The following is a 15378-nucleotide window of genomic DNA, read 5'->3' on the forward strand; positions in this document are numbered from 1 at the left end:
AACGCGGACGTGCAGCTGGGGATGGTCGGTCTCGGACGCATGGGCGGCAACATGGCCGAGCGGCTGCGCGCCGCCGGTCACGAGGTCGTGGGGTACGCCAACGACGGGTCCGGCGACGTCGCGTCGCTGGAGGAGCTCGTCAAGGCCCTGTCGGCACCGCGCACGGTCTGGCTGATGGTGCCGGCCGGAGCGGCCACCGACTCGACGGTACGCAGCCTCGCCGACCTGCTCGAGGGCGGCGACCTCGTCGTCGACGGCGGCAACAGCAAGTTCACCGACGACACCGTGCACGCCGAGCTGCTCGACGGCCACGGCGTCCGTTACGTCGACTGCGGCGTCTCCGGGGGCGTCTGGGGCCGCACCGAGGGCTACGGGCTCATGGCCGGTGGCGACGCCACCGACATCGAGCGGCTGATGCCGGTCTTCGACGCCCTGCGGCCCGAGGGCCCGCGCGAGGAGGGCTTCGTCCACGCCGGCCCGGTAGGCGCGGGGCACTACGCCAAGATGGTCCACAACGGTGTCGAGTACGGCCTCATGCAGGCCTACGCCGAGGGCTACGAGCTTCTCAGCGCCGGCGGTCCCGTCGACAACGTCGGCGCCGTGATGAAGGCCTGGAGCCGCGGCACGGTGGTGCGCAGCTGGCTGCTCGACCTCATGGTGCGCGCGCTCGAGGCCGACCCGCACCTCGACCAGATCACCGGGTACGCGGAGGACTCCGGCGAGGGCCGCTGGACGGTGGACGAGGCGATCGTGCACGCCGTGCCCGCGCCGGTGATCTCGGCGGCGCTGTTCGCGCGGTTCGCCTCGCGCCAGATCGACTCGCCGGCGATGAAGGCGGTGGCGGCCCTGCGGGCGCAGTTCGGCGGGCACGCCACCCACAAGGCCGGCGACGCCGCCAACGAGCCGCCCACGGGGGGCTGAGGGCCCCCTGACGGGCGAGCGCGGCGACGGGGAGGAGCGGATGTACGTCCGGGCGCTGTCGGTCACCGACTTCCGGTCCTGGGAGCAGGCCGACCTCACGTTCGCGCCCGGCGTCTCGGTGCTCGTCGGGGCCAACGGCCAGGGCAAGACCAACCTCGTCGAGGCCGTCGGCTACCTCGCGTCGCTGTCGTCCCACCGGGTCGCCAACGACGCGCCGCTCATCCGCCGCGGCGCGTCCTCGGCGACGGTGCGCGCGGTCGCGGTCAACGAGGGCCGCGAGCTCACCGTGCAGGTCGAGATCGCGAGCGGGAAGGCCAACCGCGCCCGGGTCAACCGGGCGCCGGTGCGCAGTCCCCGCGAGGTGCTGGGCATCGTGCGCACGGTGGTGTTCGCCCCCGAGGATCTCGCGCTGGTCCGCGGCGACCCCGCGGAGCGCCGTCGCCTGCTCGACGACCTCCTGGTGGCCCGGGCGCCGCGCTGGGCGGGGGTGCGCGCGGACTACGACAAGGTGCTGCGCCAGCGCTCGGCGCTGCTCAAGACCGCGAAGAACGCCCGCGGCGACACGAGCACCCTTGACGTGTGGGACGCCCACCTCGCGCGGGCCGGCGGCGTGCTCGTCGCGGGCCGCCTCGAGCTCGCCGCGGCCCTGGCCCCGCACGTGCGCGACGCGTACGCCGAGGTCGCCCCGGAGTCCGAGCCCGTGGGTGCGCGCTACCGGTCGAAGGTGGAGGCCGTGGACGCGCTCGGCGCGCCGGAGACCGAGCTGCCGCCGCCCGAGGCGGTCGAGGAGATGCTGCTGGACGAGATGCGCCGGCGGCGCCCCCAGGAGATCGAACGGGGGGTGTGCCTCGTCGGCCCCCACCGCGACGACCTCGAGCTCACCCTCGGGGACGGGCCGGCCAAGGGCTACGCGAGCCACGGCGAGTCGTGGTCCCTCGCGCTGGCGCTGCGCCTCGGCGGGTTCGAGCTGCTGCGCGGCGAAGGGTCCGAGCCGGTCCTGGTGCTCGACGACGTGTTCGCCGAGCTCGACGTCCGCCGCCGGCGCGCGTTGGCGCGCACCGCCGTGCGTGCCGAGCAGGTGCTGGTCACCGCCGCCGTGGACGACGATGTCCCGGACGACCTGCAGGGAGCACGATACGTGGTCGAATCGGGCACGGTGCGTGAGATGGCCGCGGCGTTACGGTCGACAGGGGGTGGATCTGGTGAGCCGGACGCGTGATGTTGCGGGGGGTTCTGGGGACAGACCTGTGGATGCTGTGGACAACTCGGCCGACAGATCCGCTGGCGGCGATCGTCCGTCCCCGGATCCGGGCCCCGAGCAGGGACGCGGCGCGGGCGGCCCTGTCCACACCCCCGATCGGGAGGATTCGGGCACCGCCGAAGCGGGGTCACCCGGTGTGTCCGAGCCGCCGCGACGGGGCGCCGACCTCGCCCGCGACGCCCTCGCCGCGGCCCGCGACGCGACCGCCGCGCGGCGTGCCGCGGCCGGTGGCGGGAAGGGCGCCGCGGGCGTCCGGAAGCCCCGGCGGCGCACCGCTGGTGGGCTGGGCCGGGGGCGCCGCCGGGGCTGGTCGGGCGCCGGTGCCGACGACCGCGATCCCCAGACCCTCGGGCGGCTCGCGTCGCGGCTGTCCGGGGAGCGGGGCTGGGCGCCGCGCCTCGCCGACGGCGCCGTCTTCGGGCGGTGGGCCGAGCTCGTCGGGTCCGAGGTCGCCGAGCACGCGCGGCCCGAGTCGCTGCGCGACGGCGTGCTCACCGTGCAGGCCGACTCGACCGCCTGGGCCACCCAGCTGCGCCTGCTCCAGCGCCAGCTCCTGGCACGCATCGCCTCCGGGCTGGGCGACGGCGTGGTGACGTCCATGCGCATCCACGGGCCGGCCGCGCCGAGCTGGCGGCGCGGCCCCCGGCACGTCTCCGGCCGTGGACCGCGGGACACGTACGGGTGAGCACCGACTCGCCCGGGGACGTCAGCGACGCTCTCAGGGCGCGCGGAGACGGTCACGAGAGTCGTCGGGGGGCCCTCGCGGGCGGTCGGACCCTCCCGACGTCGATTTCGCGGCGCTGTGACGCGCTGAGCCGCGTGCCCGGCCCGTTCTGCGACAGGTGACCCGGTAGACTGGAAGCAGATGTTCCGCCCGCGCGTCACGCGCGCGGGCACGTGCCCACGCGAGGGAGACACCGGAGCCCGTGGCAGCCGCACCGAACTCGGCCCAGAAGAAGAACAACGGGGACTACAGCGCCTCGTCCATCACCGTCCTCGAGGGCCTCGAGGCCGTCCGCAAGCGGCCCGGCATGTACATCGGCTCCACCGGTGAGCGGGGTCTGCACCACCTCATCTGGGAGGCCGTCGACAACTCCGTCGACGAGGCGATGGCGGGCTACGCCTCGTACGTGCACGTGAACCTCCTCGCCGACGGCGGCATCTCGGTGGTCGACGACGGCCGCGGCATCCCGGTCGACACGCACCCGGTGGAGAAGAAGCCGGCCGTGGAGATGGTGCTGACGATGCTCCACGCGGGCGGCAAGTTCGACGACAAGTCGTACGCCGTCTCCGGCGGCCTGCACGGCGTCGGCATCAGCGTCGTGAACGCGCTGTCCACCGCGCTCGACGTGGAGATCCACCGCGACGGCCAGATCTGGACCCAGCACTACGACCACTCGGTGCCCGGCCAGCTCGTCGCGAGCGGCAAGACCCGCAAGACCGGGACGTCGATCACCTTCTGGGCCGACCCGACGATCTTCGAGACGACGACCTACAACTTCGAGACGGTCTCGCGCCGGCTCCAGGAGATGGCGTTCCTGAACAAGGGCCTGACCATCGTGCTGCGCGACGAGCGCAAGCCGGAGAGCGCCGACGCCGACGGCGCGGGTCTCGACGACTCCCCGGACGCCGAGGGCTACGTCGCCAACGTCACGGAGCGCACGTTCCACTACCCGGGCGGCCTCGAGGACTTCGTCGCCCACATCAACCACGCGAAGGACCCGATCCACCGCAAGCCGGTGGGGTTCCAGGCCGACGGCACCGGCCACCAGGTCGAGGTCGCGATGCAGTGGAACTCCGGCTACTCCGAGTCGGTCTACACGTTCTGCAACACGATCAACACCACCGAGGGCGGCACCCACGAGGAGGGCTTCCGCTCGGCGCTCACCGCGACGGTCAACCGCTACGCGCGCGACAAGAAGCTCATCAAGGACAAGGACCCGGCGCTCACCGGTGACGACATCCGCGAGGGTCTCGCCGCGATCGTCTCGGTGAAGGTGGCCGAGCCGCAGTTCGAGGGCCAGACGAAGACCAAGCTGGGCAACACCGAGGTCCGCTCGTTCGTCCAGAAGGTCTGCAACGAGTACCTCGGCGACTGGTTCGAGGCCAACCCGGCCGAGGCCAAGACCATCATCAACAAGGCGGTCGGCTCGGCCCAGGCCCGCATGGCCGCCCGCAAGGCCCGCGAGCTCGTGCGCCGCAAGACGGCCGGCGACCTGGGCGGCCTGCCGGGCAAGCTCGCCGATTGCCGCAGCAACGACCCGGAGCGCAGCGAGGTCTACATCGTCGAGGGCGACTCGGCGGGCGGTTCGGCGAAGTCCGGCCGCGACTCGATGTTCCAGGCGATCCTCCCGATCCGCGGGAAGATCATCAACGTCGAGAAGGCCCGGATCGACCGCGTCCTCAAGAACACCGAGGTCCAGTCGATCATCACGGCGCTCGGCACGGGCATCCACGACGAGTTCGACCTGACGAAGCTGCGCTATCACAAGATCGTGCTGATGGCGGACGCCGACGTCGACGGCCAGCACATCCGCACGCTGCTGCTGACCCTGCTGTTCCGCTTCATGCGGCCGCTGGTCGAGAACGGCCACGTGTTCCTCGCGATGCCGCCGCTCTACAAGATCAAGTGGAGCGGTCGCGGCGCGGAGCCGGAGTTCGCCTACTCCGACCGCGAGCGGGACGGGCTGCTCGAGGCCGGTCGGGCGGCCGGAAAGAAGATCAATAAGGATGAGGGCATTCAGCGCTACAAGGGCCTCGGCGAGATGAACGCCAAGGAGCTCTGGGAGACCACGATGGATCCCGACACGCGCCAGATGATGCAGGTGACGCTCGACGACGCCGCGACCGCCGACGAGCTGTTCAGCGTGCTGATGGGCGAGGACGTCGAGTCCCGCCGTTCCTTCATCACCCGCAACGCCAAGGACGTGCGGTTCCTCGACGTGTAGTCGAGGTCGAGGGACGGAGGTGCGCGTTTCCCGTGGAACACCGAGGAACACGGCCTCCGTCCCGCACCCGGACCGGTGCGCTGACCGGCGTGGACACGCCGCGACGGGCCGTCCGGGGGAGCCGGGAGAGCACCCCCGGCCCCGATAGGATCGACGGCGTCCGGCGCCCCGCGAGGAGCGCCAGGAGGGTGAGAACCGCGTGACCGAGACGACCCTGCCTCCCGGTGGAGGGTCCGGCGACCGCATCGAGCCGGTCGACATCCAGCAGGAGATGCAGCGCTCCTACATCGACTACGCGATGTCGGTCATCGTGGGTCGCGCGCTGCCCCTGGTCGAGGACGGGCTGAAGCCGGTCCACCGACGGGTCCTGTACTCGATGTACGACTCGGGCTTCCGGCCCGACCGCAGCTACGTCAAGTGCGCCCGCGTCGTCGGCGACGTCATGGGGAACTACCACCCCCACGGCGACTCGGCGATCTACGACGCGCTCGTGCGCCTCGCGCAGCCGTGGTCGATGCGCTACCCGCTGATCGACGGGCAGGGCAACTTCGGCAGCCCGGGCAATGACCCGGCTGCAGCAATGAGATACACCGAATGCCGGCTCACCCCGCTCGCGATGTCGATGCTCGCCGACATCGACGAGGAGACCGTCGACTTCGTCGACAACTACGACGGCCGCACGCAGGAGCCGGCCGTCCTGCCGAGCCGCATCCCGAACCTGCTCGTCAACGGCTCCGCCGGCATCGCGGTGGGCATGGCGACGAACATCCCGCCGCACAACCTGCGCGAGGTCGCCGACGGCGCGATGTGGGCGCTGGACAACCCCGAGGCCTCCGAGGAGGAGACCCTCGAGGCGCTCATGGCGCGGGTGAAGGGCCCGGACTTCCCCACGGCGGGGCTCGTCGTCGGCACCGACGGCATCGAGTCGGCCTACCGCACCGGCCGCGGCTCGATCCGCATGCGCGCGGTGGTCGAGGCCGAGGAGGACGCCAAGGGGCGCACGATCCTCGTCGTCACCGAGCTGCCCTACCAGGTCAACCCGGACTCGCTCATCGAGTCGATCGCGACGCTGGTGCGCGACGGGCGCATCCAGGGCATCGCCGAGATCAACGACGAGTCGTCGGACCGCGTGGGCCGCCGGATCGTCATCACGCTGCGCCGCGACGCCGTCGCGAAGGTCGTGCTGAACAACCTCTACAAGCACACGCAGCTGCAGTACAGCTTCGGCGTCAACATGCTCTCGATCGTCGACGGCGTGCCGCGCACCTTGCGGCTCGACCAGATGATCCGGCACTGGATCCGCCACCAGATCGACGTCATCGTCCGGCGCACCCGCTACCGCCTGCGCAAGGCCGAGGAGCGGGCCCACATCCTGCGCGGTCTGGTCAAGGCGCTCGACGCGCTCGACGAGGTCATCGCCCTGATCCGAGCGTCGGAGACCGTCGACGTCGCGCGCGCCGGCCTGATCGACCTGCTGGAGATCGACGAGATCCAGGCGCAGGCAATCCTCGACATGCAGCTGCGTCGTCTGGCCGCCCTCGAGCGCCAGAAGATCATCGACGAGCTGGCCGAGATCGAGGAGACCATCCGCGACCTCGAGGACATCCTGGCCCGCCCGGAGAGGCAGCGTCAGATCGTCCGCGACGAGCTCGGCGAGATCGTCGAGAAGCACGGCGACGACCGCATGACCCGTCTCGTCGGCTACGACGGCGAGGTCGCCGACGCCGACCTCATCGCGGTCGAGGATGTCGTCGTGACGATCACGCGCACCGGCTACGCGAAGCGCACCAAGACCGACCTCTACCGCACCCAGAAGCGGGGCGGTCGCGGCGTCCAGGGCGCGACGCTCAAGCAGGACGACATCGTCTCCCACTTCTTCGTGTGCTCCACGCACGACTGGCTGCTGTTCTTCACCAACAAGGGCCGCGTGTACCGGGCCAAGGCCTACGAGCTGCCCGAGGCGACGCGCAACGCGCGCGGCCAGCACGTGGCCAACCTCCTCGCGTTCCAGCCCGAGGAGCAGATCGCGCAGGTCATGCAGATCAAGGACTACGACGCGGCGCCGTACCTGGTGCTCGCGACGAAGGCCGGTCTGGTGAAGAAGTCGCGCCTGCAGGACTTCGACTCCAACCGCTCGGGCGGCCTCATCGGCATCAACCTGCGCGACAACGACGAGCTCGTCGGTGCCGTGCTGTGCTCCGCCGACGACGACCTGCTGCTGGTGTCCGCCGAGGGCCAGTCGATCCGGTTCTCGGCCACCGACGAGGCCCTGCGCCCGATGGGCCGGGCCACCTCCGGTGTCACCGGCATGCGGTTCAACAGCGGTGACGAGCTGCTCTCGCTCGGCGTCGTGCGTGCCGGGACGTTCCTGCTGGTCGCCACCGGCGGCGGGTACGCGAAGCGGACGCCGATCGAGGAGTACCCGGTGCAGGGCCGCGGCGGCAAGGGCGTGCTGACGCTGCAGTACGACCGCCGGCGCGGCACGCTCGTGGGCGCCCTCATCGTCGAGCTCGACGACGAGCTGTACGCCATCACCGAGAGCGGCGGGGTGATCCGGACGACGGCCAAGTCGGTCCGCAAGGCCGGGCGCCAGACCAAGGGCGTGCGCCTGATGAACCTCGGTGAGGGTGGCACGCTGCTCGCGATCGCCCGCAACGCCGAGGAGGCTGCCGATCCCGACGCCGGTGGCTCGACCTCCTCGCAGCCCCAGCCCTGACCGGCCCTGACCGGTCCGTCCCCCGTCACCGACCGACGAGACGAGTTCCGTGAGCACACCGAGCAAGCCCGACGAGCCGAGCTCCGCGACGTCGCAGGAGACGAAGCGCGGAGCTCGACCCGAGGAGTCGGAGAGGTCGGGCCCCGGCGGGACGCGGACGAGCACGGAGGAACCCGCTGACGCCGCGGCCTCGGCCGAGGCGACGGAGGGCGCCGACGCGACGAGCTCGACCACGAAGGTGCCCGCCGTCGAGGACACCGCCGAGGGCGGCCGAACGGCGGAGACGTCGTCGGCCGGCTCGACGGGTGCCGCCAACGGCAACGGCCACGGTGACGCCGAGTCCGGCTCGGGCAGCGGCCCGGTCGGTCCGCCGCCGCCGTGGCAGCGCGGCGGTACGGCCGTCGGCCCGCCGTCCGGTCCCCTGCCCGCGGGTGGTCGACCGGCCGGTCCGCCGACCCCCGCGGGCGGCCAGCCGCGTCCCGGTCCGGGCGGGCCGGGTGGTCCCGGTGGTCCCGGTGGTCCCGGTGGGGCACACCCGCCGTCGGGCCCGTTCCCGCGGCCCGGGGGCCCGGGCCCCCAGGGCGGCCCGAACGTCGGCCCGCCGTCGGGCGGTATCCCCGTCGCGGCGCGGACGGCGCCGTCGGGTGGCACCGCGCGTCCCGGCGGCACCGGCGAGGCCGGCCCGGGACCGGGTGCCTCGGGCATCGATGCCCCGACCAACCAGCTCTCGCCCGAGCAGCTCGGCCTGCGCCACCGCGAGGCCGAGGACCGGCGCGAGCCCGACGACGTCGCCGAGCTCGCGGCGGCCCGGCCGCGCAGCGGGAAGGCGCCTCGGCGGGCCAGCCTGCAGGTGCGGCGCTTCGACCCGTGGTCGGTGCTGAAGCTCGCGCTCGTGCTGGGTGTGGCGCTCTTCTTCGTGTGGATGTTCGCCGTCGGCGTGCTCTACGCGGTCCTCGACGGCATGGGTGTCTGGGCGCAGCTCAACGGCACCTACCAGGACCTCACGTCCGACGCCGGGGGCGGCGGCGAGCTCATCACCGCCGGCGGCGTCTTCGGCGTGGCGGCCGTGATCGGCGTCGTCAACATCATCTTGTTCACCGCGCTCGCGAGCGTGTCGGCGTTCATCTACAACATCTCCGCCGACGTCGCAGGCGGTATCGAGGTGACGTTGAGCGAGCGCGAGTAGGGGAGCCGGGTGCGAGTCGCGGGGTGACCGTCGGGTACCGTGGCGCCCGCACCTCGCTGGGGCCCATAGCTCAGTTGGTTAGAGCGCGTCGCTGATAACGACGAGGTCGCTGGTTCAAATCCAGCTGGGCCCACCACTACGGTGCACCCCACCGACACGAACGGCCCCGGAGCATCGCGCTCCGGGGCCGTCGTCGTGCGTGGGCCGGGTCAGCCCGAGAACGTCGCGGCGTGCTCGGAGCCCTTGCGCTGGGCCTCCCACGCCTCCACGACGTTGTTGGGCACGCGGCCGCGGTCGGACACCTCGAACCCCTGGGCCTTGGCCCACTCGCGGATCTGCTTCGAGGTCTCGCGGTCGTAGCCGCCGGGCGAGGTGGCCCTCGGGGTGCCCGTGCCGGCGCCGGAGCGGCGACGGCCGCCCGAGGAGCGCCGACCGCCGGTGCGGCGGGCCGCGGCCACGTACTCGGCCAGCGCGTCGCGCAGCTTCGCGCTGTTCTTGTCGTCGAGGTCGATCTCGTAGGTCACGCCGTCGAGTGCGAACTCGACAGTGGTGATGTCCTCGGCCTCCTCCCCGGTCAGGTCGTCGACCAGGGTGACGATGGTCTTCTGGGCCATGGCGGGCGTGACTCCTCACTACATCATCGAACCGATGAGGTGCCGTCTATTCGTTGCAACGCGAGATTAGCAAAGAAATGACGGGGTGTTCGCACCGGACCCGTTTCGTGCTGTGAGCGTCACGCTGCCGAGGACGAATACGCCACCAGGCCCTCGCGCCGGCCGCCGAACACGCCACCTTTGCAGAACGCACTGAGCCGTTCGGCGTCGACGAGCTGACAGCGCTTTCACCCGTCGAGGTCATCGGAACGACATGCGCCGTCGCCCCGCGCCCCGGAAACGGCGAATGGGATCGCGTGGTCGGTCGGCGCGGGTGAGTTCCCGCACGTGCGCCGTGCGGCTCATGCTCGCCGTCTCAGCGCGAGTCCTGCGGGCCGGATTCCGGGCGGAGCTGGACGAACGCCCGGGTGGTCGCGGTCAGGGCCTGCTCGGTGGGGAGTCGTTCCATGCTGCTGGCGCCGTAGAAGCCGTGGCACGTCCGCGTCCTGGACAGCACGAACGCCGCGTCGTCGGGCGACGAGACCGGGCCGCCGTGGACGAGGACGAGGACGTCGTCACGCACCTCGAGCGCCGCGGCCGCCCACTCGTCCACGAGATCGACGCAGTCCGCCAGCGATTTCGCGGTCTGGGCGCCGATCGATCCGCCGGTCGTGAGTCCCATGTGGCACACCACGATGTCGGCACCGGCCTCGGTCATCGCGCGGGCGTCGTCGGCGGAGAACACGTACGGCGTCGTGAGCAGATCCTCGCCGTGGGCCGCGGCGATGAGTTCGACCTCACGATCGAAGCCCATCCCGGTCTCCTCGAGATTCACCCGAAAGGTGCCGTCGATGAGGCCGACGGTCGGAAAGTTCTGCACCCCGGCGAACCCGAGATCTCGGAGCTCGCGGAGGAACCGGGGACGGAGCAGGAAGGGATCGGTGCCGTTCACGCCGGCGAGCACCGGGGTGTGTCGGACGACGGGGATGACCTCGCGTGCCATCTCGACGACGATGTCGTTGGCGTTGCCGTACGCGAGCAGCCCCGCGAGGGATCCGCGTCCCGCCATGCGGTATCGCCCGGAATTGTAGATGACGATGAGGTCGATCCCGCCCTCCTCCTCGCAGCGGGCGGACAGGCCGGTACCGGCGCCGCCGCCGACGATCGGCTCGCCCCGGTCGACCTTGGCGCGCAGGCGCTCGAGGATCTCGGCACGGGTCACGGGCGTCCTCCGGTGATCTCCCCGAGCGCGGCGACGAGGGCGGCCGCGAACTCGGGGTCGTTGACGTGGTGCGGGCTCTCGACGATCCGGTGGGTGTCGTCGGCGCGGAACCTCTCGCGCAGCGTGTCGACGAGCGCGGCGTCGGCGTCGGGGTCGGCGAAGGGCATGCCGGGCGCGTCCAGGGCCGAGACGCCGCCCATCGGCAGGACCAGGCGCACCGGGCCCGGGCAGGCGTTGAGGCGGTCGGCGAGGAACCCCGCCGCGGCCCGGCACTCGTCGGGGGTGGTGCGCATCAGCGTCACCTGCGCGTTGTGCTCGTAGAGGGTCCGCCCGCGGAACTGCTCGGGGACGGTGTCCGGCGCCCCGAAGTTGACCATGTCGAGCGCGCCCACCGACCCGACCCACGGCACGCCCGTGCGCGCGACGGCCCCGAGGCGGTCCTCGGTGGCCGCCATGACCCCGCCCACGACCATGTCGGCGATCTCGGTGGTGCTCACGTCGACGACGGCCTGGATCAGCCCGTCGTCGACGAGCTTCTCCATCGCCCGCCCGCCGGTACCGGTCGCGTGGAAGACGAGGCAGTCCCACTGCTCGGCGACGGCCTCGGTGACGGCCGTGACGCACGGCGTCGTGACGCCGAACATCGTCAGGCCCAGCGCCGGCTTGTCCTGCGCGGCGGGCGGCTCCGTCGCGATCATCCCGCCGAGCGCGTGCGCGGCGTTGCCGAGCACCCGGCGGCTGATTCGGTTGAGGCCGGCGACGTCGGTGACCGAGTACATGAGCGTCAGGTCGACCGACCCCACGTACGGGGCGACGTTGCCGGACGCGACCGTCGAGACGACGACCTTCGGCAGCCCGACCGGCAGGCGCTGCAGGGCCGGTGTCACGAGCGCCGTGCCGCCGGAGCCGCCGAGCGCGATCACACCCGCGACGTCGTCCCGCGCCGGGAGCCACCCTTCGAGCGCCGCGCTCATCGCCGAGACCGAGCTGCCGCGGTCGCCCGTGAACGCCTCGGCGCCGGCCACCTCGCGCGGCCCGACGTCGGCGGTGCTCGCGTCGGGGTCGTTGGTGCCGACGTCGACCGTCGTCACCGCGTGACCCGCGTCCCGCAGGAGGTCAGCGACGTAGCGCAGCTCCTCCCCTTTCGTGTCGAACGTGCCCACCACGTAGGCACGGCCGGTCGAGCCCATCGCCGCTCCTGTCCTCGACGCCGTCGTCCGGGTGAGTCCTACCGCCCCCGCCCCGCCCGGCGCGAGGCCCTCCGACGATCACGGGCTCCGCGCGTGTCAGCGAAGTGCCGTCACGGACGCTGAGCGTCCGTATCCGTACTTCGATCACCGGAGGTCCGGCGGTGTGAGGGGCCGGGGCGGCCGCGAGTGCTGCGGTACCGTGGACTGGGTCGTCGTGGGAAAGGGGTGCGGTGAAGGCACTCGTGACGCTCGCCGTGGCCGCCGGGGCCGTGCTGGTGCTGCGGCGCCAGCGCGAACAGCGACCCACCAGGAACGTCTGGCACGAGGCGACCACCTCGTCCTGACGCCAGGGGACGTAGCTCAATTGGCAGAGCACCGCCTTTGCAAGGCGGGGGTTGAGGGTTCGATTCCCTTCGTCTCCACCTATCGTGACCTGCAATGACGGCTGTCTTTCGTGATCTTCCGTGTCCGGACGTGACGCGAAATCGAGGCGGTGGTCGTCGTCGACTCCAGCCTCATCCATCGACGGGCGGTCACATGACCGTCAGGGGGTGATGGTGCAAGCAGGTCAGTTCACCGGGACTTCAGGCCTCCGAGGAACTCACGGAGCGCCTGCCCGATCTGGTCGGGGGAATCCTCCTGCAGGAAGTGGATGCCGGGGACCTCGACCTCGTGCTGGTTGGACCACGTGCGGCAGTGGTCGACCTCGACGCCGGGCTCGTGGAGGATGTTCCCGGGGTTGGCGCGCACGAACAGCTTCGGGATCGGCGAGCTCTTCATGAAGGCGGCGTAGTCGGTGACGATGTCGACCATGTCGGCTGGCCGGGTCTCGCCCTCGACAGGGATCTCCCGGGCCCACAGCAGGGTGGGGATGCGGCTCTCCCGGGTCGGGTACGGGGCCCGGTAGACCTCCATCTCCTCGGTGGTCATCGTGCGCAGGACCGTCCCGGGGATGACGTCCTCGACGAAGATGTTGTCGCCCAGCGCCATGTCCTCGCCCCGGGCGGTCCGCAGCGCGCGGAACATCGCTTCCCCGTCCCCGAAGCCTTCCCACGGTCGCGGCTGGACCAGGGCTTCCATGTACGTGATCGAGGCGATCTGGTCGGGGAAGCGCTTCGCCCGGTGGAATCCGAGGCCCGAGCCCCAATCGTGGACGACGAGGTGGACGTTCGTGGTGGCGCCGACGGCGTCGAACCACTCGTCGAGCCAGCGCACGTGGTCGACGAAGCGGTAGTTGTACTCGGGCGCCTTGGCCGAGTCGCCGTGCCCGATCAGGTCCGGCGCCAGGCAACGTCCCAGGTCCGCGACGTGCGGGATGACGTTGCGCCACAGGTACGCCGACGTCGGGTTGCCGTGCAGGAAGACGATCGGGTCGCCGGTACCGGTGTCGACGTAGGACATCTCGAGCCCGTCGACCGCGACGCGCCGGCGGGGGTGGGAATCGGTGGCTGAAGGTGTCGATGCCGTGGTCACGGTCTGTCTCCTGTGATGGTCGGGGTGCTCGGTCACGCCTCGTCGGCGGGCAGGATCGGCAGCAGGAGCCGCGACGAGGAATGGACGGTGTTGCGGCTGGACTCCGCGATCGGGCTGTGCACGAAGCCGAGCACCGTGGGGCCGTCGGGACCGTCGTCGTGGCTGGCCAGCACGAGCTGCAGCCGGTGCCCGGGCTCGATGCGGCGGGCGTTGGGCACGACCGGGATCCGGTAGCGGACGACCCGGCCGACCGGCACCGCGGCGGGCTCGCGGCACGGGATCACCGGGCTGCCGGGCCGGCTCGCCACTTCGTCGACGCTGCGCAGCGTGGCGCGCAGCCAGCCCGCGGTGATCGGCGTGGCGGTGGCGTCGGGGGCGAGGTCGTAGAGCACGGCGATCCACGCGGTGTCCAGGGCGGTGATCTCGGCGTCGAGGTCGAGCTCGATGTCGCCGACGACGTCCATCGGCTCGGCCGCCGCCTCGGTCTGCCACGACAGGCGGTCGGGCAGCACGGGCGCGCCGGCGTTGCGGGGACGGCCGACCTCCGGCGCGATGAACAGGTAGCTGCGGGATCCGGCGTCGCCCTCGTCGGGGGAGAGGATGCCATCGGCGCGGAGCGCGTAGGGCACGAGCGTGGTCTGTTCCGGGGGCCACTGCTCGGCGGTGCGCCACTGGTCGGTGCCGGGGATGACGTAGCGGATCGGGGGCCCGTCGTCGATCCCGGTCTCGCGGCCCTTGAGCCACTGGTCGAACCAGGCGAGCGCCTCGACGTGCATGCTCTCCCACGGCCAGGCCAGGGCATCCTCGGCCGGGAGGGCCATCCGGACGTGCGGGTTGTGGGCGAGGGCTCGCCAGACCGGGAAGGTGCTGGGCAGGTGCATCGGCGCGTTGTCCCACTCGCACCCCAGGTAGACCGGGATGTCGATGTCGGCCAGCGCCGGGCGCACGGAGCGGGTGTCCCACCAGGCGTCGTGGGTGGGGTGCTCGATCGCGCCCTCCTGCCACAGGCGCCCGAAGGGTTCCTCGGCGTAGTGGGTGCGGTTCAGTGACCCGAGGACCTTGGCGGCGGTGTCGCCGGTGACGTGCGCCATCTGCCGGTGCACAGGCGGGGTGTTGAGCAACCGACGCGCGAAGCCGACGCCGTGGCCGCGCCAGAAGTCGTCCGGCACGGCGGCCATCGCCCCGACCGCGGACATCCACGAGGCGAAGAACCCGGAGCTGAGCACGCCGCGGTGCCAGACCGCGTCGTAGAGGTCGTCCAGCGTCGCGTAAGGGAAGATCGCCTTGAGGTGCGGCGCCCGGAGGGCCGCCGCAGCGAGCTGGGCCATCGCGAAGTAGCTGATGCCGACCCCGCCGACGGCGCCGTCGCACCACGGCTGGTCGGCGATCCACTCCACGACGTCGTAGACGTCCTCGTGTTCCTGGCCGTCGTAGAGCCCGAAGGTGTCCTCCGAGCCTGCCGTGCCCCGGGCGTTGACGATCACGTGGGCGTAGCCGCGGGGGACGAAGAAGTCGCTGGCGCCCGCCTCGATGAACCCCAACGGCGCGCCCAGGTCCTGGACCTGCCGCGGATAGGCGGTGAACGAGAACAGCGCCGGCGCGGCGATACCGTCGGTGTCATCGCGGACCGATCCGTCCACGCTCTGCGTCGTGGCGGGCTCGCCGCCACTGGGCAGGAACACGTCGGCTCGCAGCCGGGTGCCGTCCCGGACCGGGATCGTGATCGAGTTCGTCCGCGAGATCGCGTACCGGGGCTCGCTCAGGTCGCGGTACGTGCGGCCGGAGGTCTGCAGCCCGTTGAGCTGCCGCTCACCGGGCCCGGTCCCGGCCGAGGCGACGGTGCGCGCCGGGCTCGTCTGGTCGGTCAT

At 71.8% G+C, this 15378-nt stretch carries 12 protein-coding genes and 2 tRNA genes; 9 read left to right on the forward strand and 5 right to left on the reverse strand.

All coding sequences use genetic code 11. The features are described 5' to 3' along the window. The first annotated feature begins 9 nt into the window (after positions 1-9). From gnd to QSK03_RS26635, 7 genes are all read left to right on the forward strand, one after another. On the forward strand, positions 10-921 hold the full coding sequence (gnd, locus tag QSK03_RS26605; RefSeq protein ID WP_285658382.1) for a phosphogluconate dehydrogenase (NAD(+)-dependent, decarboxylating): 912 nt from the start codon (positions 10-12) through the stop codon (positions 919-921). Positions 922-961: 40 nt separating this feature from the next. After that, positions 962-2140, forward strand: coding sequence for a DNA replication/repair protein RecF (gene recF / locus QSK03_RS26610; protein ID WP_285658384.1), 1179 nt, complete (start codon positions 962-964; stop codon positions 2138-2140). Positions 2141-2318: 178 nt separating this feature from the next. Next, complete coding sequence (locus QSK03_RS26615) at positions 2319-2867, forward strand: DciA family protein (RefSeq protein WP_285658385.1); 549 nt, start codon at positions 2319-2321, stop codon at positions 2865-2867. 241 nt (positions 2868-3108) lie between these two features. After that, the gene (gyrB, locus tag QSK03_RS26620) at positions 3109-5130 is read left to right on the forward strand and encodes a DNA topoisomerase (ATP-hydrolyzing) subunit B (protein ID WP_285658386.1); all 2022 of its coding nucleotides are present in this window, start codon (positions 3109-3111) and stop codon (positions 5128-5130) included. A 199-nt stretch (positions 5131-5329) separates the two neighbouring features. Further along, positions 5330-7846 (forward strand): DNA gyrase subunit A, encoded by a 2517-nt coding sequence (gene gyrA / locus QSK03_RS26625; protein WP_285658388.1) that lies wholly within the window; start codon positions 5330-5332, stop codon positions 7844-7846. 49 nt (positions 7847-7895) lie between these two features. Continuing rightward, positions 7896-9032: a DUF3566 domain-containing protein gene (locus tag QSK03_RS33470; protein WP_502872224.1), complete on the forward strand. Its 1137-nt coding sequence runs from the start codon at positions 7896-7898 to the stop codon at positions 9030-9032. 59 nt (positions 9033-9091) lie between these two features. Continuing rightward, a tRNA-Ile gene (locus QSK03_RS26635) sits at positions 9092-9168 on the forward strand. Positions 9169-9241: 73 nt separating this feature from the next. Here QSK03_RS26635 and QSK03_RS26640 read toward each other — a convergent pair. From QSK03_RS26640 to QSK03_RS26650, 3 genes are all read right to left on the reverse strand, one after another. Beyond that, entirely contained in the window at positions 9242-9646 is a 405-nt protein-coding gene (locus QSK03_RS26640; RefSeq protein WP_285658390.1) for a histone-like nucleoid-structuring protein Lsr2, read from the reverse strand. Between the two features lie 355 nt (positions 9647-10001). Next, the gene (locus QSK03_RS26645) at positions 10002-10847 is read right to left on the reverse strand and encodes a phosphoenolpyruvate hydrolase family protein (protein WP_285658391.1); all 846 of its coding nucleotides are present in this window, start codon (positions 10845-10847) and stop codon (positions 10002-10004) included. Continuing rightward, complete coding sequence (locus QSK03_RS26650; RefSeq protein ID WP_285658393.1) at positions 10844-12037, reverse strand: Tm-1-like ATP-binding domain-containing protein; 1194 nt, start codon at positions 12035-12037, stop codon at positions 10844-10846. The genes QSK03_RS26645 and QSK03_RS26650 overlap by 4 nt, the downstream gene beginning before the upstream one ends. Before the next feature lie 230 nt (positions 12038-12267). Here QSK03_RS26650 and QSK03_RS26655 point away from each other — a divergent pair, with 230 nt between their 5' ends. Further along, the gene (locus QSK03_RS26655; protein WP_285658395.1) at positions 12268-12381 is read left to right on the forward strand and encodes a DLW-39 family protein; all 114 of its coding nucleotides are present in this window, start codon (positions 12268-12270) and stop codon (positions 12379-12381) included. Between the two features lie 5 nt (positions 12382-12386). Further along, positions 12387-12459 (forward strand) — tRNA-Ala (locus QSK03_RS26660). A gap of 151 nt (positions 12460-12610) precedes the next feature. Here the strand turns inward: QSK03_RS26660 and QSK03_RS26665 are convergent. Beyond that, entirely contained in the window at positions 12611-13510 is a 900-nt protein-coding gene (locus QSK03_RS26665) for a haloalkane dehalogenase (RefSeq protein ID WP_285658397.1), read from the reverse strand. 32 nt (positions 13511-13542) lie between these two features. Further along, positions 13543-15378: a CocE/NonD family hydrolase gene (locus QSK03_RS26670; RefSeq protein ID WP_285658398.1), complete on the reverse strand. Its 1836-nt coding sequence runs from the start codon at positions 15376-15378 to the stop codon at positions 13543-13545.

The organism is Actinomycetospora sp. NBRC 106375, assembly GCF_030269665.1.
GTDB lineage: Bacteria > Actinomycetota > Actinomycetes > Mycobacteriales > Pseudonocardiaceae > Actinomycetospora.

Coding starts and splice junctions, on each gene's coding strand:
- recF (WP_285658384.1), top strand. CDS start 962: ATGTACGTCCGGGCGCTGTCGGTCACCGACTTCCGGTCCTGGGAGCAG.
- QSK03_RS26640 (WP_285658390.1), bottom strand. CDS start 9,646: ATGGCCCAGAAGACCATCGTCACCCTGGTCGACGACCTGACCGGGGAG.
- QSK03_RS26650 (WP_285658393.1), bottom strand. CDS start 12,037: ATGGGCTCGACCGGCCGTGCCTACGTGGTGGGCACGTTCGACACGAAA.
- QSK03_RS26670 (WP_285658398.1), bottom strand. CDS start 15,378: ATGACCGACCAGACGAGCCCGGCGCGCACCGTCGCCTCGGCCGGGACC.